The sequence below is a fragment of the Streptomyces sp. NPDC021225 genome, from assembly GCF_044332865.1.
GTDB lineage: Bacteria > Actinomycetota > Actinomycetes > Streptomycetales > Streptomycetaceae > Streptomyces.
The window spans coordinates 370743-391815 of record NZ_JBIRPV010000003.1; the positions used below are offsets into that span (position 1 = coordinate 370743).

General features: G+C 72.0%; 16 protein-coding genes. 4 read left to right on the forward strand and 12 right to left on the reverse strand.

From position 1 onward, the window contains the following. Positions 1-54 precede the first annotated feature (54 nt). Entirely contained in the window at positions 55-2625 is a 2571-nt protein-coding gene (locus ACH4S9_RS15335) for a family 78 glycoside hydrolase catalytic domain (protein WP_398372163.1), read from the forward strand. A gap of 302 nt (positions 2626-2927) precedes the next feature. Then, positions 2928-5456 carry a beta-glucosidase H gene (locus ACH4S9_RS15340; protein ID WP_398372165.1) on the forward strand — a complete coding sequence of 843 codons (2529 nt, stop codon included), beginning with the start codon at positions 2928-2930 and terminating at the stop codon, positions 5454-5456. An 80-nt stretch (positions 5457-5536) separates the two neighbouring features. On the opposite strand, the gene ACH4S9_RS15345 is transcribed toward ACH4S9_RS15340, so the two are convergent. Next, positions 5537-5788, reverse strand: coding sequence for a hypothetical protein (locus tag ACH4S9_RS15345; RefSeq protein ID WP_398372167.1), 252 nt, complete (start codon positions 5786-5788; stop codon positions 5537-5539). Positions 5789-5895: 107 nt separating this feature from the next. Here ACH4S9_RS15345 and ACH4S9_RS15350 point away from each other — a divergent pair, with 107 nt between their 5' ends. Then, positions 5896-6891, forward strand: coding sequence for a hypothetical protein (locus ACH4S9_RS15350; protein WP_398372169.1), 996 nt, complete (start codon positions 5896-5898; stop codon positions 6889-6891). 404 nt (positions 6892-7295) lie between these two features. On the opposite strand, the gene ACH4S9_RS15355 is transcribed toward ACH4S9_RS15350, so the two are convergent. Genes ACH4S9_RS15355 through ACH4S9_RS15365 form a run of 3 tightly spaced genes read right to left on the reverse strand, consistent with a single transcriptional unit; the run spans position 7296 to position 11502 of the window. After that, the gene (locus tag ACH4S9_RS15355; RefSeq protein ID WP_398372171.1) at positions 7296-9263 is read right to left on the reverse strand and encodes a primary-amine oxidase; all 1968 of its coding nucleotides are present in this window, start codon (positions 9261-9263) and stop codon (positions 7296-7298) included. Beyond that, a complete protein-coding gene (locus ACH4S9_RS15360; protein WP_398372173.1) occupies positions 9260-10852 on the reverse strand; it encodes a gamma-glutamyltransferase in 1593 nt (530 codons plus the stop codon). The genes ACH4S9_RS15355 and ACH4S9_RS15360 overlap by 4 nt, the downstream gene beginning before the upstream one ends. Continuing rightward, on the reverse strand, positions 10849-11502 hold the full coding sequence (locus tag ACH4S9_RS15365; protein WP_311729294.1) for a cyclase family protein: 654 nt from the start codon (positions 11500-11502) through the stop codon (positions 10849-10851). Before ACH4S9_RS15365 ends, ACH4S9_RS15360 begins: the two co-directional genes overlap by 4 nt. An 83-nt stretch (positions 11503-11585) precedes the next feature. On the opposite strand from ACH4S9_RS15365, the gene ACH4S9_RS15370 reads away from it, so the two are divergent. Next, the gene (locus ACH4S9_RS15370; RefSeq protein ID WP_311729293.1) at positions 11586-12290 is read left to right on the forward strand and encodes a GntR family transcriptional regulator; all 705 of its coding nucleotides are present in this window, start codon (positions 11586-11588) and stop codon (positions 12288-12290) included. Positions 12291-12328: 38 nt separating this feature from the next. On the opposite strand, the gene solA is transcribed toward ACH4S9_RS15370, so the two are convergent. From solA to ACH4S9_RS15410, 8 genes are all read right to left on the reverse strand, one after another. Then, positions 12329-14776, reverse strand: coding sequence for an N-methyl-L-tryptophan oxidase (solA, locus tag ACH4S9_RS15375; RefSeq protein ID WP_398372176.1), 2448 nt, complete (start codon positions 14774-14776; stop codon positions 12329-12331). Then, positions 14773-16230, reverse strand: a complete 1458-nt coding sequence (locus ACH4S9_RS15380; RefSeq protein WP_398372178.1) for an aldehyde dehydrogenase family protein — start codon at positions 16228-16230, stop codon at positions 14773-14775. Before ACH4S9_RS15380 ends, solA begins: the two co-directional genes overlap by 4 nt. A gap of 65 nt (positions 16231-16295) precedes the next feature. Then, the gene (locus ACH4S9_RS15385) at positions 16296-17144 is read right to left on the reverse strand and encodes a creatininase family protein (RefSeq protein WP_311729290.1); all 849 of its coding nucleotides are present in this window, start codon (positions 17142-17144) and stop codon (positions 16296-16298) included. Between the two features lie 29 nt (positions 17145-17173). Next, entirely contained in the window at positions 17174-17632 is a 459-nt protein-coding gene (locus tag ACH4S9_RS15390; protein ID WP_311729289.1) for a cytidine deaminase, read from the reverse strand. Then, positions 17629-18393 (reverse strand): amidohydrolase family protein, encoded by a 765-nt coding sequence (locus ACH4S9_RS15395; RefSeq protein WP_358644637.1) that lies wholly within the window; start codon positions 18391-18393, stop codon positions 17629-17631. The genes ACH4S9_RS15390 and ACH4S9_RS15395 overlap by 4 nt, the downstream gene beginning before the upstream one ends. A gap of 11 nt (positions 18394-18404) precedes the next feature. Then, complete coding sequence (locus tag ACH4S9_RS15400; RefSeq protein WP_398372182.1) at positions 18405-19367, reverse strand: ABC transporter ATP-binding protein; 963 nt, start codon at positions 19365-19367, stop codon at positions 18405-18407. Next, positions 19364-20383, reverse strand: coding sequence for an ABC transporter ATP-binding protein (locus ACH4S9_RS15405; protein ID WP_311729287.1), 1020 nt, complete (start codon positions 20381-20383; stop codon positions 19364-19366). Before ACH4S9_RS15405 ends, ACH4S9_RS15400 begins: the two co-directional genes overlap by 4 nt. Next, positions 20380-21069, reverse strand: coding sequence for an alpha/beta hydrolase (locus tag ACH4S9_RS15410; RefSeq protein ID WP_311729286.1), 690 nt, complete (start codon positions 21067-21069; stop codon positions 20380-20382). Before ACH4S9_RS15410 ends, ACH4S9_RS15405 begins: the two co-directional genes overlap by 4 nt. Between the last annotated feature and the right edge of the window lie 4 nt (positions 21070-21073).

The following is a 21073-nucleotide window of genomic DNA, read 5'->3' on the forward strand; positions in this document are numbered from 1 at the left end:
GCACCGCCCACTTCACGGAAGGTCCCCCCTTTGATGCTCCTCCAGCCTGCCCCGGTGTCGTTCGAGCACCTGCTTGACGGCCTCGGCACCGGCGTCGCCGCACCGCGCCTGTCGTGGTCGCTGCCGGCCGGCGCCGGTGCCCAGGATGGGTACGAGATCGAGCTCGACCGCGAGGACCATGTCCACCGCACCGGCCGCATCGACAGCACCGACCAGGTCCTCGTGTCGTGGCCGGGGGAGCCCCTCACCTCCCGGGAACGAGTCACCGTCCGGGTCCGGGTCTGGGCCGGCGGGAATACCCCGTCCGCCTGGAGCCCGCCCAGCGTTGTCGAGGCGGGCCTGCTGGAGGCATCGGACTGGAGCGCCGTCCCCGTCGGCGCCGACTGGCCTGAGGACCCCGACAGCGACCGGCGTCCGGCCCGTGTACGACGTGACTTCACCCTGCGCCGTCCGGTGGCGCGCGCCCGCCTGTACGTCACCGCGCACGGACTGTACGAAGCGGAGATCAACGGCAGGCGCGTAGGAGACGACGCCCTGTCACCCGGCTGGACGGTCTACCACGAGCGGCTGCGCTACCGCACCTACGACGTGACCGACCACCTCACCCAAGGCGCCAACACCATCGGCGCATGGCTCGGCGACGGCTGGTACCGCGGCCGCCTCGGCTTCGACGGCGGCACCCGCGACATCTACGGCACCGACCTGTCCCTGATCGCCCAGCTCGAAGTGGTCCACGACGATGGCACCACCACCGTCATCGCCACCGACCACTCCTGGACCGCGGCGCCGGGGCCGATCCTCGTGAGCGGCCTGTACGAGGGCGAGACCTTCGACGCCCGCCTGGACGACCCCCACTGGACAATGCCACATGCCAAGCGCACGGCCGAGTGGACACCTGTCGCCACCGGCGTCCGCGACATGCACACGCTCGTCGCTCCCCAGGGTCCGCCGGTGCGCTGTACCCAGGAGGTCAGTCCGGTCGCGGTGATCCGCAAGGAAGACGGCCGCTACCTGCTCGACTTCGGCCAGAACCTCGTCGGCCGGCTGCGCATCACCGCCGACGGACCGGCGGGGACCACGATCACCCTGCGCCATGCGGAAGTCCTGGAGGACGGCGAGCCGGCCACCCGCCCGCTGCGCGAAGCCCACGCCACCGACACCTACATCCTGGCCGACGACGGTCCCCGCACCTGGCAACCGCGGTTCACCCTGCACGGCTTCCGCTACGCCGAGATCGGCGGATGGCCCGGCGACCTGTCGGACGGCGCTGTCACCGCACTGGTGCACCACACCGACATGCGCCGCACCGGCTGGTTCGAGTGCAGCGACACGCTCGTCAACCGCCTCCACGAGAACGTCGTGTGGAGCATGCGCGGCAACTTCGTCGACATCCCCACCGACTGCCCGGCCCGCGACGAACGTCTCGGCTGGACCGGAGACCTGCAGATCTTCGCCCCCACGGCGAGCTTCCTGTACGACTGTGCGGGCCTGCTCGACTCCTGGCTCACCGACGTCGCCATCGAACAGCTCCCCGACGGCACCATCCCCTGGTATGTGCCCGTCATCCCCGGCGGCCCCATATGGACCCCCATCCAGCCGGGTGCCGCCTGGGGCGACGTCGCCGCCCTCACACCGTGGGTGCTCTACCAGCGGTTCGGCGACCTCGAGCTGCTCCGCCGTCACTTTCCCGCCGGTCGCGCCTGGGTCGATCTGATAGAACGGCTCGCCGGCCCGAGCCGACTGTGGGACACCGGCTTCCAGCTGGGCGACTGGCTCGACCCCATCGCACCGCCCGACGACCCGGCGGCCTCCCGCACCGACCGCTACCTCGTCGCCACCGCCTACTTCGCCTGGTCGGCCAGGCACCTGGCCTGGTCCGCCGAGGCACTCGGTGAGACGCACGCCGCCCGGCACTACGGCACACTGGCCGATGAGGTCACCCAGGCCTTCCGCGGCCGCTACGTGCTGCCGACCGGCCGCATGACCAGCGACAGCCCCACCGCGTACTCCATGGCCCTCGTCTTCGGCCTGCTCGACGATCCCGCGCAGCGCCAATACGCCGGAGACCGGCTCGCCGCCCTCGTCCTGGAGGACAACGCCCGCATCGCCACCGGCTTCGTCGGCACCCCGCTCATCTGCGACGCCCTCACCGACACCGGACACCTCGACGTCGCCTACCAGCTGCTGACGCAGACCGAATGCCCCTCCTGGCTCTACCCGGTCACCCAGGGAGCGACGACCATCTGGGAACGCTGGGACAGCCTGCGCCCCGACGGCAGCCTCAACCCCGGCGGCATGACCTCCTTCAACCACTACGCCCTCGGCGCTGTCGCCGACTGGCTGCACCGCGTCGTCGGCGGCATCGCCCCCACCGCACCCGGCTACCGCACCATCGCCTACAAGCCACGCCCCGGAGGAGGAATCACCTGGGCCAACACCCGCCATGAGACGCCATACGGCACGGCGGCCCTGTCCTGGGAGCTGACCGCGGACGGGTTGACCGCCCGCATCACCGTGCCCGAGGGGTGCCTCGGGACGGTGGAACTCCCCGGCTGCGAGCCGCTGACCCTCGGACCCGGCGACCACACCATCGACACCGCCGACCTCCGACGGGACGCCGCGTAAGCGACGCCACAACCCCAGGGAAAGCAGGTCACTTCGCCCGGGGCACCCGCTCCTCTCCGATTCGAGCGGCGGTCCAGGACGTCCTCCCCGGCCCTGGACGAGGCCCGTCCGGAGGGGTGAGTCCGGTGCCGGGCCGCCCTGACACGGCCCGGCACCGCTCCACAGTCCACCGCACCCCGGCGGTACGACCGCACCAGCCCGACGCCGGTGTGCACCTTCCGGGGCGAGTTCGCAAGGTAGCACCCCTGATCAGCATCACTTCCCGTCCGAAGGAGTACGGAAGAATGAATCGTTTCAGTGGTATGACCCGACGTCAGGCCGTGGCCGCGGCCGTGCTGGGCACCGCCGGTGCCGTGATCACCAGCCTTCCCGCCTCGGCCGCCACCCGGGCCGCGCAGGGCGCGCAGCCGTGGCGCGACACCGCCAAGCCCTCGTCCTGGCGGGCCGAGGCCCTGCTGAAGGCGATGACGCACGAGGAGAGGGTCACGCTCGTCACCGCTGTGGAGGTGGCGGACTTCAAGCCCTTGGAGTATCTGGGCATCCCGGCGATGACGCGGGTGGATGCCTCCGACGGGCTGCGAGGGGACACGGGCGTGACCGCCTTCCCCGCGCCGAACGCGCTCGCCGCCACGTTCGACACCGGGCTGGCGGAGAAGTACGGCCAGGCCATCGGCGCCGAGGCCCGCGCCAAGGGCTGGAACGTCCTGCTCGGTCCGACCGTCGACATCGACCGCAACCCGCGCGGCGGCCGGGAGGTCGAGTCGTACGGGGAGGACCCCCTGGTCAACGGGGCGATGGGCGCCGCCGTCACCAAGGGCTTCCAGAAGAACGACGTCATCGCCCAGGTCAAGCACTTCACTGTCTACAACCAGGAGGAGGGTCGTAACTCCCTGGACGTGAGGGTCTCCGAACGGGCGCTGCGCGAGCTGTACTACCCGGCCTTCGAGCACGCGATCCGCGAGGGTGGCGCGCTCTCGATCATGGGCTCGTACCCCAAGGTCAACGGCGTCTACGCCTGTCAGAACGAGCACATCATCACCGCGCTGAAGAAGGACCTCGGACTCAAGGGCTATCTGGGCACCGACTTCCAGCCGTCGGCGGACCCGGTCGAGATCTTCACGGCCGGTGTCGATTCCAGCGCGCTCGAGCCGGACACCCCCAAGGAGGCCTTCTCCGACGGGCGTATTCCGCGAGAGCGTACGAACGACGCGGCTCGCCGCATCCTGTTCGCGCTCTTCGACTCGGGCGCCTTCGACCATCCGCTGCCGGCCGCGCCCGCCGACGTCGTGACCACGCCCGAGCATCAGACCCTGGCCCGGGTCACGGGCGAGCAGGCCACCGTGCTGCTCAAGAACGCCGGCGGTGTCCTCCCGCTGTCCAAGAAGAAGACAATCGCCGTGATCGGCCCCGCGGGCAAGGACGCCATCACGGGTGTCGAGGGCTCCTCGTACGTCGATCCGGGCGACTTCACCACGGCCGCCGATGCGATCAAGGCGAAGGCGGGCACCGGTCGCGTGTTCGTCGCACAGGGCTCGTTCGGCGATGTGGCGCTGCCGGTCGTCCCAGCCGATGTCTTCGCCACCGCGGACGGGAAGCAGGGCCTGCACGCCGTGTTCTTCGGCAACGAGGAGTTCACGGGCGACCCGGTCGCCACCACGACCACCCCCAACGTCGACTTCCGCTGGGGCAACCCGGTCGGCGGCCTGCCGAGCAAGTGGTCCGCCCGCTGGACCGGCACGATCACCCCGCCCACCACCGGCTGGGTGCGCTTCTCGACCCTGCTGTCCGGCGCCGCCAAGGTCGTCGTCGACGGCGAGACGGTTTTCAACGACTCCCGCTTCGTCTGGGACTTCTTCCACGCGCCGCAGGAATACACCCTCGGCGGCGTTACCCGGCTCACGGCCGGCAAGCCCGTCGAGATCACCGTCGAGTACTCCACGAAGGACGTCGGCTTCAACGGCCCCAGCATGAAGCTGTGCTGGCAGCCCGACTCCCTCATCCCCGAGGCCGTCGAGACGGCGAAGAAGGCCGACATCGCCGTGGTGTTCGTCAACAACTTCACCGGCGAGGCGATGGACCGCGACGACCTGAGTCTGCCCGGCGACCAGAACCAGCTCATCGAAGCCGTGGCCGCCGCCAACCCCAACACCGTGGTGGTCCTCAACACCTCCGGCCCGATGCTGATGCCGTGGCTGGACGACGTGAGGGGAGTCCTTCAGGCTTGGTACCAAGGCGCCGCGACCGGCACCAGCATCGCCAACGTGCTGTACGGCGACGCCGAGCCCGGCGGCCGCCTCCCGGTCACTTTCCCCGCCCGCGAGGACCAGGGTCCGTCCACGTACACGGGAGGCAAGAACGACACGGCCAACGGCATCATCTCCTACGATGAGGGCATCTACGTCGGCTACAAGTGGTACGACAAGAACCGCCAGAAGCCGCTCTTCCCCTTCGGCCACGGCCTGTCGTACACCTCCTTCGCCTACGACAGGCTGCGTGTCCAGGACCTCGACCTGGGCAGCGCGCGAGACACCGCCACCGTCCGGGTCGAGGTGAGGAACACCGGCCGACGCGCAGGCTCGGACGTGGTTCAGATCTATATCGGTCACCTGCCGACCAGGACGGACACACCGGAGAAGCAGCTGGCCGGGTTCGCCAGGGTGTCGCTGAAGCCGGGTGAGCGGGAGACCGTCACGGTCGAGATCGACCGCCGCAAGCTCTCGTACTGGGACGAGTCCAGGAACCGCTGGGTGACCCCCACCGGCAAGGTCCCCGTCTACGTCGGCCGGTCCGCCGCCGACATCAAGCTCGCGGGCAGCATCCCGGTCACGTAGCTCCGTATCCCCCACATACCGGGGTCGGCCCGCGTCCGCCGCCGTGTACGGCGGAGCGGGCCGTCCCGAATCCCCCTCACTCAAGGGAGACCAATGAACCCCCAGCGCCGCACATGAGTGAAGCTCAAGCGCCGTACTGTCATGACCGCTTCACTTCTCGGTGTCGCCGGCATCGCTCTGCCGACCGCGGCCGCGACGACCGTCTCCAGGAAGGCTCGAAACTCCAAGGAAAACCCGCGCTCGAACACCTCCGTCGCGATCAACGCCAACGAGAAGCTGGCCACCGTGACGATGGCCCAGGCTGCGGGCGCCCGGCCGGTCATTACCGTCAACTACGGCTCCGGCACCGCCCAGGAGGCCGCCGACTGGGTCCGCTACGCCAACATCACCAAGGGCTATGGCATCACCCACTGGGAGATCGGCAACGAGGTCTTCGACAATGGCCACTACGGGACCGGATGGGAGTACGACACCCAAGAGCCCGCACGCCTACGCGAACGCCGCCATGGAGTACATCACCGCGATGAAGGCGGTCGACCCGTCGATCAGGGTCGGCGTCGTGCTCACCACCCCCGGCTTCTGGCCGGACGGCGAAGTCGGCTCCGAGGACTCCGGCGACTGGAACGACGTGGTCCTGTCGACCGTCGGCGGCCGCGCGGACTTCGGCATCTTTCACTGGTACCCGTACACGGACAGCACCACGGAAGCCGAGATGCTCACCAGACCGCCTACCGCTGCCTCGGTCGTCGAGGCGTTCCGCGCCGACCTCGACCGCCACGACGCGACCAACACCGAGATCTTCGTGACCGAGCTGAACGGCGGCAAGCCCCGCAACACCCAGGCGCAGGCGCTGTGGGCCGCCGACGCGTACCTGTCCCTGGCAGCCGCCGGAGTACACAACGCGACCTGGTGGAACGTGCACAACGGATCCGGCGGCACCGCCACCGATGTCACCGGCGCCACCGATTACAACGACGAGGGCCTCCTGTCCAACGGCAGTGGCAACGAACCGGCCGCACAGACTCCGTTCCGCGCCTACTACGGCATCCAGATGCTCTCTCGTGTCGCCCAGGCCGGAGACATCTTGGTCCGCGCCTCCTCCAGCACCACAACGGTCAGCGCGCACGCAGCGCGCCGGGCGAACGGCGCACTGAGCGTCCTGCTCGTCAACAAGGACCCGGCCAACTCCGTCACGGTGACCCTCTCCTACACCGGCTACCGGCGCACGGCGCGGCGCCGCCCCGGTGTCGAAGTGGAAGAAGTCTGCGGCGATGATGCCCTCGGCCTGGGCCCACTCGGTTCCCTCGGGCGTAGCAGTCGGCAACGGACGTGTTGCGGCTGCCGTCGCCATGCGGGGTGGCCCCCCATCGCCACAGCGAGGCTGTGGCGCAGCAGCACGGCAGACCATAATGGCGCGCGACCGGCGGGCACGTGAACTGCGCACGTGCGGGGCGGGGATCAGGGCGGGCCCCCCAGCGGGCGAAGGCCGTCGGCTGCTGTGGATCCTGGCCCCGGCGCGCGCGGGCCCGGCACGGTGGAGCGGCCCCTCCCTCCCGTGCCTGGCCCCTGCCCCGTCCGTCAGCCGTTGACCGGCTGCGGGACGGAGCCGTGGAGGGTACCGGTGTCCGCACCGAGCCGAGGTGCCGGAGCGGCCGCCGGCGCCGGGTCATCGGAGAACATCAGCGGTGAACCGTGCAGCAATAAAGACACCCTTCAGGCGTGCGTGTGCGGAGCGTGTACCGGCCCGGTGCCGCCCGCCGTCGCGGCCGCGGTGAGCGTCGCGGCCACCGCCACCAGCCCCGCCGCGGCCCGCGGCGGCCGGCCGCGGCCGGGCCCGGCTCATTCGCAGCAGTGGTCCGGCGCCCCGGACCCGTGGCCGGCCGCCGCGGGCCGCGGCGCATGGCAGGAGACGGGTGGGGGCACGTCGAGGGCCGGATTGCGGTCGAAGAACCCGTCGGGCTCCAGCCGCAGCCGCGCCCTGGCCACCGGCATCACCGGCCACTCCTCGGGGCGCGGGAAGTGGTGCGAGCCGACGGTGGCCCACAGCACCAAATCCGTGCCGTCCAGCGAGCGGTCCTCCTCCTGCCACTTGTGCACGCCGTCCGCGCCCGGCTCGGCCTGGTTGGGGTACTCACCGGCGACGAACCGTCGGTCCGGGTCGTAGGCGGTCGCCCACAGCTGCCGGCCCACGAACGGAGCGCGGCGGGCGCACACACTGTCCTCCCGCACCGGCAGGACCGCGGTGTTCTCCAGGTGCACCCGGTACGCCGTCGGTTCGCCCATCCGGTTGCGGGCCTCGGCGCTCTCCACCCGCCAGTGCAGCGCACGCGACGGATCGGTGCGCCGGGCTCCCTCCGCCTCGCTGAGGATGGGGCGCAGCACGGTCCGGGCGGCGTTGCCGTACGGGTCCAGCTCCGGGTCGGTCTCGTGCTCGGCGGTGACCTCCACCAGCCGGTTGCGGGGGCCGTCCACGGCCATGTCGAGGCGGACGCTGAAGAAGTGCTGGTGGTTGGTGACCGCGACGTTCGGGGCGACCCGCCGGGCGTAGGGGGTCTCTTCGCTCTCCGCCACGCCGGTGGCGGAGAGGATGCCGGTCATCTTGATCTCCAGCATCACCGAGCCGTCCTGGTACAGCGACCAGTAGAAGCCGTAGTCGTAATTGGCCACCGTGGCGAACGCGGAGATGATCAGACGGCGGGACCGGCGCACCTCCGTGCGGCCGCTGCGGCCGTCGTGGTGCTTCCACAGGATGCCATCGTCCTCCTCATGCAGGCAGACGGCGTTGGGAATGACCCGGGGGACGCCGTCGCCGCCGAGCACCGCGGCGTCGAAGTAGTGGATGACGCCCAGGCAGTCGCAGCCCAGGGCCAGGGAGTTGGTGAGCGGGCCCGCGCCGTACTCGCCCCAGTCGAAGAAGTTCTTGCGGTACTGGGTGGAGGCGGTGTCGAAGTAGGGGACGTACATCTCGTTGACGGCCGCGCGCCGGATCACCTGCCGCGGGCCCTTGCCACCCGCGTCGAAGGTCAGGTCGTGCAGCACCAGGCCCTCGCGGTGGGTGAAGCCGACCCGTACCGACCAACCCTGCCAGTCGATCCGCTGACCGGTGACGGTGAAACTGGGGCCTTCGGGCTGGACCACCTCCAGGGGCCGCAGGCCCGGCCGGGGCGGCACCACTCCGGTGGAGAACACCCCGGACTCCTGTGACAGCGGAACCACACCGTGGTCCTCGATGTGAAGGATCTCCATGGACTCCATGTCGATGATCGGCACCACGCCCTGCACGGGGCGCGCGTAGCCGTTGTCGTCCTCGGAGGTGCGGTGCCACACGCTGCCCCAGGTCAGCCGGCGGCCCTTGTACTCGGGCGGTTCGAAGCCGCCGATCGACTCCGGGTCCACCATCACCAGCGACACGTCGTGGATGCCGCGCAGCGCCAGCGCCCGCTGGAAGCGCGGGTCCGCCCGGCAAGCGGCAGCGGCCTGCCGCGCCTCCTCGGAGGAACAGCCCGGACTGCGCACATCCAGCTCCCGCCAGGCGGTGCTCCGCGGCGCGTCGCCGAGTTCGAGGCCGACCTCGTACGCGAGGTGCGCGGAGGGGCAGATCACGACCGCGCGGGCTCTCCGCGTCTCGCCGGGGGCGGCACGGCGGGCGTGGTCCTCGTCCAGTGTCACGCCCCAGAAGCGCGCGTCCTCGGTGACCCGGGCGTCGCCCCGCAGGACCTTGGCGGCGGTGGCCAGTTCGGCCGCGGTGAGGGGGTCCAGCGGATGTGGCGCGTCCGCCGGTACGGGCTCGGGGGCGAGGGTGCTCATCGGGGGTTTCCTTCCAAAAATCCGGCGAGGTCTGCCGCGGCGCCGCCGTGGGGCGGGCCGTGGAACACGGTTGCGCCGTCGGCGCGTGGATCGGAGGCGCCGTCCAGTCGGCCGTCGGCGGCCAGCCGCACCACTTGGGTGTGACCGGCCAGGTCGGTGCGGCCGGGAGCGGCGACGACCGGTACGTCCGACGGGAAGCCGGGCGTGGCGGCGGGGACGGACCCGGGCTCGGCCAGCAGGGTCTGTGTTGCGTGGCCGATGTCGCGGGCGCCGACCACCCAGCGCGGCCGGTCCAGCACGGCGGCCGGGTCGGTGGCCGGGTCCATAAGATCCGGCGCCGTCTGGGCGAGGATCTGCGGCTGGGCCCGGCCGCCCTGGCAGCCGGCCGCCAGCAGCAAGTCGGCGGACCGGCCGAGCACGGGGCACAGGGTGTGCGGGGGCCGCAGCCCGGGTCCGATGAGGGCCGGGTGGCCGGGCAGCAGACTGAAAGCCGAGCCGCGGTTGTGCAGCACGATGCCGGTGTCCGGCTCGCAGATGCCGGAGCCGAAGGTCTGGTAGACGCTCTGGATCAGGGAGACCGCCAGCCCCGAGGAGTCCACGGCGGTGACCGCGACCGTGTCCCCGGCGGGCCGGAACGGCGGCTTCGGCGGCTGCGCACCGGCGAGCGGCGCCGGCCGCAGCAGTCCGTCCAGATCCACCTCCGTGCCGCGTGGATCGCCCAGCAGCCGGTCACGGGCCGCCGAGGCGTCCTGGCAGCGGGCCGCCAGGAGGCCGGTCCGCCGTGGCTCGGGGAGTGTCGCGGCCGCGGCGGCGGCCTCCAGGACGGCCAGCAGGCTCGCGCCCTGACTCGGTGGCGGCGCGGTCCACCAGCGGGTGCCGGACACGTCCAGCGCCAGTGCCTCGACGCTCTCCGCGCGGTGGGCCGCGAGGTCGCTCGCGGTCAGTGGGCTGCCGGCCCGGCGCAGCCCGTCCGCCAGTGCCTCGGCAACCGCCCCCCGGTAGAAGGACGACGGATCGTCCGCCAGCGCACGCAGTACGGCGGCCAGCCGCGGCTGCGGCAGTGGGTCGCCCTCGTCGAGCGGCGCCCCGCCGGGCCCGGCCAGCAGCGCGCTGAGCCCGGGATCCGCGGCGATCCGCGCGGACTGTTCGCGCACGGCGCGCGCCAGCCCCGCCGATACGGTGGCACCCTCCTCCGCCAGCGCGGCGGCGTTCCGCAGGGTGGCGGCCAGGGTCCCCGGTGTGCCATGGGTTTCGGCGAGCTCGGCCCAGCCGGCCACCGCGCCGGGTACGGTCACGGTCAGCGGCCCCTGCGCGGGCATCCGCGGGTCCGCGGCGCGCAGCGTGTCGACATCGACGTCGTGTGCGGCCGCGCCGGCCGACAGCACCGCGCGCACCGTGCCGTCGGGGGAGTGGACGAGTGCGATCAAGTCGCCGCCGAGAGAGCATTGGTGGGGGTAGACGACGGTGAGGACGACCGCCGCCGCCAGTGCGGCGTCCACCGCGTTGCCGCCCCGCTCCGCCGCCTGCCGGGCGGCCGCCAGCGCCGCCGGGTGCGGCGCGGCCAGGATCAGCGGGGACGCGGCGGTCACGCCTCGTCCCGCGGCAGGAGCACGGTGCGCGAGGGGGCAGCCTCGGCACCCTGCAACGGCACCGGGAGGGAGAGCATGTCGTACACCCCGGCCGGCGTGTGCAGCAGGTCGACCACCTCAAGAATCAACACGTCTGCGGCGCACAGCAGTTGGTGGGTCGGCCAGTCGGTGGTGTGGGCGACGGCCTCGATGCTCAGGTAATCGATGCCCGCGGTGCGTACCCCGGCCTCGATGAGGCGTTCCGCGCCGTCCGGGGCCAGTCCGACCCACTGCCGGGCCTTCCACGGGCTGCGCAGTACGCCCTCCGAGTTGCTGGTGCGCAGCAGCACGCGCTCTTCGGAGCCGAGGCCGGCCGCGTCGAGGTCGGCGGCGGTGATCTGCTCTTTCACATGCGTCAGGTCCAGTACCCGCGCGGCGCCGTTGAGAGCGGACAAGTCGAGCCGGTCGACCGTCTTTCCGCCGTCGATGAAGTGGGCGGGAGCGTCGATGTGCGTGCCGGTGTGGGTACCGATGCGCCAGCGGCTCACATTGGAGGCGTCGCCGGCGGTGCGGGATTCGACGATCTCCACCTCGGGGCGGCGGCCCCAGTGCAGCATTCCGGGGTGGATCGGCACCGACACGTCGATGGCCTTGCCGAAATCCAGATTCATGCACTTACCCCTTATTGGATTCGAATATGATGGAAGTGGATCCAAAAGATCTACCGACCACGAGAAGGGCTTGACCGACTCCGATGACGCCCCAGACTGATGAGGGCCCCCTCGTCGACGACATCGCGGCCCGCATTCGCGCGCGGATCATGAACGGCGAGCTGGCGATCGGCAAACCGTTGCGCCAAGCGGCGCTGGCCGCCGAGTTCGGGGTCAGCCGCACACCGGTACGCGAGGCGCTGCGCCAGTTGCAGAACGGCGGGCTGATCGAGGTGCAGCCCAACCGCGGCGCGGTGGTCCGAGTGCCCACGCCCTGGGAGGTGCGCCAGGCCTACGAGGTGCGCGCCGAGCTGGAGGGGCTGGCCGCCCGGCGTGCCGCCTCGCGTATCACGGAGCGTCAGCTCACCGCACTGCGGGAGCACAACGCCGTCCTGCGCGAGGCCGCGGAGCGGGCCGCCGGTGAGGAGGCGGCCGCCGGCAGCCCCGCGACCACGGCGGCCAACGACTGCTTCCACACCGTCGTCTGCGAGGCGGCCGACAACCCTTGGCTGAGCCGGATGATCGACCGGATCAACGAGAGCTTCCCGCGCAACGTCTCCTCGCTCGCCCTCGCCGGTGACGAGCGCCACCGGCAGCAGAACATCCGGCAGCACGAGCTCATCGTCGGAGCGCTGACCGCCCGGGACGCGGACCGCGCCGACGAGGTCATGCGCGACCACGTCATCAGCTCCGGCGAGCTTCTGACCGCCTGGTACGAGCGCCGCTCCCAGACCGTCTTCCACGGCTGAGACGGCCCCCGGCCATTCGGGCCGCCCGGTGGCGCCCCTCACCCGGCACCACCGGGAAACAGCCGGGACGGGGACAGGAAGTCCAGGTCCGGGCGGGCGGTCCCGCACACGAGATCGGCCAGTGCCTCGCCGATCGCCGGGCCGAACTTGAAACCGTGTCCCGAGCACGCCGACGCCACCAGCGCCCGCTCCACTCCCGGTACCTCGCCGACCACGAAACGCCGGTCGGCCGTCATGGTGTAGAGGCAGGTCAGGCTCTCGGTCACCGGGCCGGCACCGGGCAGCACCTGGGCCACCGCCTCGGCGAGCAGGGCGAGTTCCGCCGCGGTCGCCGCGGGGCGGGGCGCGTCCGGATCCCAGGCCGGGCCGCTGTCAAGACCCACTTTGAGGCCGCGGCCACCGGTCGCGGGGAACCCGTACAGCAGCCCCTGCGGCAGATCCACGGAGAAGCTGCCCAGGCCGGACGGGCCCAGCGGTCCCGCCGGGTCGGCGGCGAAGTAGGCGTTGACGATGCGGGTGACCGTCAGCCGCCCCGCCAGCGAGGGGACCTGGGCCGCCGTCCAGGGACCGGTGCACAGCACCAGGTGCCGGGTGCGCAGTACGCTGTCTGCGGTGCGCACCACGACCTGGTCGCCGTCCGGTTCCCAGCCGATGACCGGGGTACGGTCCGCGACGGCCGCGCCCGACCGTTCGGCCAGCGTCAGCTGGGCCCGCAACGTCTCCTCCGCGTCGATGATCCCGGCCCGCGGGTCGTGTACGGCGCCGAACCCGGCGGGCAGCCGGAGCCCCGGGAAGATCCGCGCCGCCTCCTCGGGGCCGACCTGCCGGCAGCCGGGGCCGCGCAGCGGATCCGGCCGGTCCACCGGCGCCGCGTACAGCCCGCCGGTGATGTCGACCAGACGGGTCTTCGCGGCGTCCTCCAGCTCCTCCCAGGCCCGGTAGGCGGTGTCCACCAGACCGTCCCAGTCGGGATGGGGATAGGCGCGCCGGATCATCCGGGTCGCACCGTGCGAGGACCCGAGGTCATGGCCCAGGGCGTACTGCTCCAGGCCCAGGACGTCGAGTCCGCGCGCGGCCAGCCGGCGCAGGGCGGCACTGCCGTGCACGCCGAGGCCGACCACGATCGCGTCCCGGCACCGGGTGCCACGGCGGGCCGCAGCGGGCGCGGGTGCGGGTGCGGGGGCAGCGGCGCCGGACCGACGTGCCGGCTCCCGCGGCGGTGTGGGCGTGCCGTGCGGGCTGACGATCTCCCGCACCGCCTCGACCAGGGCGTCCAGGTCGGCCCGGTCGTTGTAGACGTGCACCGAGGCCCGCACCACCTTGGTCAGGCCCCGGGGATCCATGTCCCAGCGGCCGTGCCCCGCCGGCACCGCGATCAGATGGATCCGGCGGCGGGCGAGTTCTCGCTGCACCGCGCCGGCGTCCAGTCCGTCGACCACGAAGGTGACGATGGCGCCGCCCGCGGCCGGCGGGTCGGTGACGCGTACGCCCGGCAGTTCGGCGAGGTGTTCCCGCAGTGTGGTGGCGAGCGTCGCCAGATGCCGGGAGACGGTGTCCACGCCCAGGGCGGTCAGGTCCGCCAGCGCGGCACCCAGACCGAGGCGCAGGGCGTGTGCGGCCTCCCACAGCTCGAACCGCTTGGCGTCCGGCACCAGTTCCCAGCTCCGCTCGGCGGTCCAATGGGCACCCCGGACATCGGGCGCCTCGGGGGCCAGTCGGTCCAGGAGGGGGCGGCGGACCGCGAGCAGCCCGGTGCCGCGCGGCCCGCGCAGGAACTTGCGGCCGGTCCCGATGAGCAGGTCGCAGCCGATGGCGCCGATGTCGACCGGGAGCTGGCCGAGCGACTGTGTGGCGTCCAACAGGAAGGGAACCCGGTGCGCCTGGGTCAACGCGCCGATATCGGCGGCGGGTTCGACCAGACCCGAGGAGGTCGGCACATGCGCCGCGGTGACCAGGGCGGCGGGACCGGTGCGCAGCGCCGTCTCCAGTGCCTCCAGCGCCACCGCCCCGTCGGGGCCGTTGGGCAGCAGCTCGACCCGGACACCGTGGTCGCGTTCGGCCGACAGCAGGTGCAGGGCGCTGCTGACGTAACTGGAACGAGCGGCCAGCACACGGTCGCCGGGGCGCAGCCGCAGCGCCGACACGGCGCGATGCCAGCCGGCCGTCGCGCTCTCGACGAGGGCGACTTCCTCCGGCCGGGCGCCGAGGAGCTCAGCGGTACGTGCGTAGACGGCCTCCAGCGCGGGGGCGGCGTCCTTGGCGGCCTCGTAGCCGCCGGAAAGGCTCTCGGCGCGCAAGTGGCCGATGACCGTGTCCACGGTGACGGAGGCGGGCAGGGCCGCACCGGCGGCGTTGAAGTGGTGGCCGGTGGCGGAGCCCGGCGTGCGGGCGCGCTCGGCCGCGACCTCCAGCGCGCGGGCGGCGGGGAGCAGGGGTGGCGATGCCGGGTGCGAGGCGGCGGTCCCGGTCGTGGTGGGGGCGCTCACAGGGCGATCGTGACGCTCTTGAGCTCGGTGAACCCGTCGACGGCGGCGTCGCCGAGGTCCCTGCCGAGGCCGGACTGCTTCATCCCGCCGAAGGCCACGGCGGGGTCGAACTCGTTGTAGGTGTTGACCCACACGGTGCCGGCCTCCAGCGCCGCGACCGTGCGGTGGGCGCGTGCCAGACTGCCGGTCCACACACCGGCGGCAAGCCCGTAGTCGCTGTCGTTGGCCAGGGCGATCGCCTCATCCTCCGTGTCGAACGGGATGACCGTGGCGACCGGGCCGAAGATCTCCTCCCTGGCGATCCGCATGCCGGGGCTGACGCCGGTGAACACCGTCGGCCGCACGAACCAGCCCGGTCCGGGCAGCGGTTCGCCGCCCGCTGCCACCTCGGCGCCCTCGGCGCGGCCCAGGTCGAGGTAGCCGCTGACGCGGTCGTACTGCTCCTGGGACACCAGGGGACCGATGTTGATGCCGCCCGCCAGCCCGGGGCCGATCCGCAGCGCCTCCACCGCCGGCAGCAGCCGATCGAGCAGCTCCTTGACGACCGGTCTCTCCACCAGCAGCCTGCTTCCGGCGGTGCACATCTGTCCGGAGTGGCCGAACACCGCACGCACGGCGGCCGGGGCCGCAGCGTCCAGATCGGCGTCCGCGAAGACGATGTTGGGCGACTTGCCGCCCAGTTCGAGGGTGAGCCGCTTGACCGAGGGTGCCGCCGCGGCCATGATCAGCCGCCCCACCTCGGTGGACCCGGTGAAGGACACCTTGGCGACATCGGGATGGCCGACCAGTTCCGCACCCGTACGCCCGTCACCGGTCACCACGTTGACCACGCCCTCCGGTACGCCCGCCTCCAGGCAGAGCGCGGCCAGCCGCAGCGCGGTGAGCGGGGTCTGCTCGGCCGGCTTGACCACGACCGTGCAGCCGGCGGCCAGAGCGGGGGCGATCTTCCACGCCGCGATCATGAAGGGGAAGTTCCACGGCAGTACGGCGGCGACCACGCCGACCGGCTCGCGCACGCTGTAGACATGCCGGTCGGGGCCGGACGCGTGCACGGTGCCCGACAGCCGGGTCGGGGCGCCCGCGAAGTGGCGGATGGCCTGCAGGCCGAGGTCCACATCGCCGCGCGCCCGCTCGATGGCCTTGCCGTTGTCCAGGGTGTCCAGCACCGCCAGCTCCTCGGCGTCGCGTGCCACCAGCTCGGCGAGGCGCAGCAGCACGTCGCGGCGGAGTCGGGGCGGCAGTCCGCGCCACCGCCGGTCACGGTGTGCGTCGGCGGCGGCCGCCACCGCGGCGGACACCTCCTTGGGACCGGCCTGGGCGATGGTGGTGAGCTGCTCCTGAGTGGCGGGGTCGAGCACCGGGATCCGCTCCCGCGCGGTGCCCGTGGTCCACTCCCCGCCGATGAGCATGGGCTCGCGGTCCGGCAGCCGGGGGAGCACGATGCTGGGGTCCAAGGTGTTCTCCTTCTGGGTCGGGCCGCCGCCCCGCGGTCCGTTGTCCTGGGTTCCCGATCCCGGCGTCACGCGCGTCGTCCGGGGCGGTGGGTCGGATCGGGCCAGGGCTCGCGGACCGCGGCGGAGACCGCCCGGGCGGTGGTCGCGACGCAGCGGTCGAACTCCGCCGCGCCGTGGGTCGGGTCCGCGTCGGTCACGTCCCTGCCCCACACCCCCGTCTCGCTGACCTGGTCCATGCGGTAGTCCCAGAAGGAGTCGAGGTCGACATGGGAGGTGGCCAGTTCCATCCGGACCAGCTCCGGCGCCAGATGCAGCATGACGGAGGTCTCGAAGAAGTTGGCGTGCATCAGCGCCCGGCCGTAGGTGACATGTCCGTCGACCTCGGGTCCCGGGTACATCGTCACGTATCCCAATGCCCGCACCCGGGCGTCACGATGGCGGACCCTCAGCTTCTCGGCGGACACATCGAGCGCGCCGTTGTTCCAGATGTGCCCGTTGAGCAGGATGAACTGCCGTATCCCGGAGGCGTACAACGAGTCGATGACATCCTCGACCACGGCGATCATGGTCTCCGGCCGCAGCGCCACCGTCCCGGCGAAGTCGCCGTGGGACGCGGACACCCCGAAGCTCAGGGGCGGCAGGACGGGCACACCGGTCAGGGCGGAGACCCCCAGGGCGACTGCCTCGCAGATCCGGGTGTCCACCGCGAGCGGGAGATGGGGGCCGTGCTGCTCGGTGGCACCGACGGGGATGATGACGGCGTTCTGGCCCGCGGCGGTGGACTTCGCGTCCGGCCAGGTCAGCTCCTCCCACAGGACCGGCGCGCCGGTCCCGCCCAACCGCGCGGCGAGTTCCGGGACGTCCAGGCCGGTGGGTACGGTCCGTCCGGACGGCTCGGTGATGAAGACGGACATGTCTCCTCCCCTCTTGGGGCCGGTGGCGCTCACCACCGGCGTCGGCTCTTCTCGGGCAGCAGGTCCAGGGCGCGCAGGGGGACGGGCTCGTCCCCGTCGACCGTGGTGACCCACACGGTGGCGTCCGGGCAGTAGTCGCTGATCAGTTCGCGGCACACCCCGCACGGGGCGATGATCCGGAACCGGCCCGCCGGTTTGATCTGCACCGAGACCACCGACACGATGGCGAGCGGCGCCTCGGGGGGCAGGGCGCCCCGGGCGGTTCCCATGGCCACTCCCTCGGCGCAGATCGAACTGCGTCGGCAGGAACCCTCCACATGGACGCCGGTGTGGACGCGGCCGTCCGCGGTACGCAGCGCCGTCGCCACCTCGTGGCGGCCCGGCTGCCAGGCCCGGGCCAGCAAGGCCTGGGCCGCCGTGAGGAGTTCGGTGTCGCCCGCGCTCATCGACGGCGGGGCGGGCACGGGGCTGACGTCCGCCGCGCTCATGACGTCAGGCCCAGCAGCCGGGCCATGTTGCCGCCCTCGACCAGCGCCCGGTCCTTCTCGTCCTCGACCGCCTTTGCGATCTTCATGCGTTCCAGGTCGAAGTCCGAGCCGGGCCACTCGCTGCCCATCAGGATCTTCTCGGGCCCCAACCGCGTGTAGGCGCGCTTCACATCGCTCAGCAGTGTCGCCGATGTCTCCAGGTACACATGCGGCTGGCGTTCGGCCACGATGATCGCCTCCGGCACGTTCCACACCGCCCCCATGTGCGCGATGATCGTCGGCACCCCCGGATGGTCGCGGGCGATCTCCTCGATGGCCAGCGGCGCGCAGAACGCGTCATCGAGAGCGTTGATCAGGACCAGCAGCCCGCGCCGGGCACACGCTTCGAACACCGGGTCCAGCAGTCCGTGGTCGGCGACGTGGTAGCCGTGCAGACTGGGGTGCAGCTTCAGACCCACCAGGCCCGCGTCGGCCATCCGGTCGATCTCGTCGATCGCGTCGTCGGCCTGTGGCAGCACCTGCCCGAAACCGAAGAAACGGTCCGGGTGCGCGGCCACCAGGGAGCTGATGAAGTCGTTCTCGATGCGCTGCGCGAGCGAGCACACCATCGCCATGTCCACCCCGGCGGCGTCCATCCTGTCGAGGATGCGCCGGGGCTCGAAGGGCGTGTACGGCGGCGGAGCCTGACCCTTGCGTGCTCCGGTCAGATAGTCCGACCGGCCGCGGACGTCCTGAGTGGTGTTGTACGCGTCGATGATCAATACGTTCGTCCTTACTCGCTGGACACCAGGGGCAGGTGACAGCGCACCCTGCGCCCCGGTGCGATCTCGTGCAGGTCGGGCCTGGTGGTGCGGCACCGGTCCATGGCGATGGGGCACCGGGTGCGGAACAGACAGCCCTCGGGCGGATTCGCGGGGTCGGGCAACTCGCCTTCCAGGACCTGCTGTTCGCGGGGTTCCCCGGCCCGCAGCACGGGCACGGAGGACAGCAGCGCGCTGCTGTAGGGGTGCGCGGGACCGGAGAAGAAGTCCTCGCGGGTGGCGATCTCGATGATCTGGCCCAGATACATGACGGCGATCCGGTCGGCGATGTGCCGTACGACCCCCAGGTCGTGCGAGATGAACAGCATCGTCAGACCCCGGTCGCGGACGAGATCCGACAGCAGGTTCAGCACCTGGGCCTGGATCGACACGTCCAGCGCCGAGACGGCCTCATCCGCCACCACGAACCGCGGCGACGAGGCGAGCGCCCGCGCGATGCCGATGCGCTGGCGCTGACCGCCGGAGAACTCATGCGGTCTGCGCCCGCCAGCCTCCGCGCCGAGCCCGACCAGGTCGAGAAGGTCGGCCACCGCCTCCGCGGCCTCGGCGCGGGTGGCGCCGCGCGCCCGCAGCAGCGGTTCGGCGACGATGTCGGCGATCCTGCGCCGTGGATTGAGCGAGCCGAACGGATCCTGGAAGACCATCTGCAGCTCGGCCCGCATCCGGCGCAGCCGCTGTCCGCGCAGCCGGGTGAGGTCGGAGCCGAGGAACTCGATCCGGCCCGAGGCCGGCTCGATCACCCGCAGCAGGGCCCGGCCGAGCGTGGACTTGCCGCACCCCGACTCCCCGACCAGTCCGAGGGTCTCGCCCTGGAGGATGTCGAGGTCGATGTCTCGCAGCGCCTGGACCCGGCCGCCGGCCCGTCCCGGGTACTCCACCCGCAGCCCGCGGACCTCGATGAGCGCGGCGGTCATGCGTTGCCTCCCTGGGAGCGGGCCGTGGCACGTGCGGGTCCGGGCAGCACACAGGCGTCGAGGTGCCCGTCGTGGCCGTACCGCTGCCGGAGCGCGGGGCGCTCGGCGCACGCGGCGTGGGCGAAGGGACACCGGGGTGCGAAAGCGCAGCCGGGCGGGCGGCCCACCCCGGTCAGCGGGGTGCCGGAGATGGTGGGCAGCCGCCGTAGGACCGGACCGTCGATCGGCGGCACCGAGCCGAGCAGCCCCATCGTGTACGGGTGCTGGGGGCGGAACAATACCTCCTCCCGCAGGCCCTGCTCCACGATCCGCCCCGCGTACATGACGGCCACCCGGTCGGCGACCTCGGCCACGACCCCCAGATCATGGGTGATCAGCAGCACGGAGGTGTCGTGGTCGCGCTGGATCCGCTTGAGGACCGCGAGGACCTGGGCCTGGATGGTGACGTCCAGAGCCGTGGTGGGCTCGTCCGCGATCAGCAGGGCCGGGTCGTTGGCCAGGCCCATGGCGATCATCACGCGCTGGCGCATCCCGCCGGACAGCTGGTGCGGGTAGGCACGCGCCGCGCGGTCCGGGCCGGCGATGCCGACCTCCGAGAGCAGTTCCACGGCACGGCTCATCGCCTGCTCGCGCTCCACGTCGCGGTGGGCGCGGATCATCTCGGAGACCTGGGCGCCCGCCCGGTGCAGCGGGTTGAGCGCGGCCAGCGCGTCCTGGAAGACGACCGCGATGTCCTTGCCCCGGACGCCGCGCAGTTCCCGTTCGGACGCGGCGACGAGGTCGCGGCCGCCGAAGGACACTTCGCCGCTGATGTGGGTGCGCGGGCCGCGGTTCAGCCCGACCAGGCTCATCGACAGGGCGGACTTGCCGGACCCCGACTCGCCGACCAGTGCCAGGACTTCGCCTTTCCGCAGCGTCAGATCCACCCCGTCCACGGCCGGCAGGCGGCCGGCCGGAACGTCGAACCGCACGCGCAGATCGCGGATCTCCAGCACGGGGGCGGGCGTGGAGGTCATGAGGCGGCGCTCACGGCCAGCGCCGCCGCGTGGATCATGTCGGCGACGCGACGCGGCCACACGAGCGTCGTGTAGTGGCTGCCCGGCACGTGTTCGACGGTCGCCTTCATACGTGTCGCCATGTCCTGCTGGGCCTGCGGGCGCAGCGTGCGGTCGTCGTCGGCGACCAGGTACCAGCTGGGCAGACGGCGCCAGGCGGGGATACCGGTCGGCTGGGTGAAAATGAGGTTTTCCGACTTCCGCCCCTCGGTCTCGACGATGACGCGCTGGTCGGGGGAGAGGTCGGGCCCGATCTCGTCCCAGAACTCCGGACTCGGCTCCGACTTCCATTCGCCATTCGGTCCGCGCCGCATGTACTTGGAGATCTCGGCCGGTTCGTAACGCTCGACGATCTCGTTGACGGTCTCGCCCTCATCGGGGCCGAACGCGGCGATGTACACGAGGCCTTTGACCCGCGGATGGCGGCCGGCATTGCTGATGACCGCGCCGCCGTAGGAGTGCCCGGCCAGGACCACCGGGCCCGTCGTCTCCGCCACGGCGGCCGTGGTGTGGGCGACGTCGTCCTCCAGCGAGGTCAGCGGGTTGGTGACGATGAACACCCGGTGGCCGAGGGCGGTCAGCAGGGGCTCCACCGCCGCCCAGGTCGTCGGCCGTCCGCCGGCACCGTGGACCAGCACGATGTCCATGCGG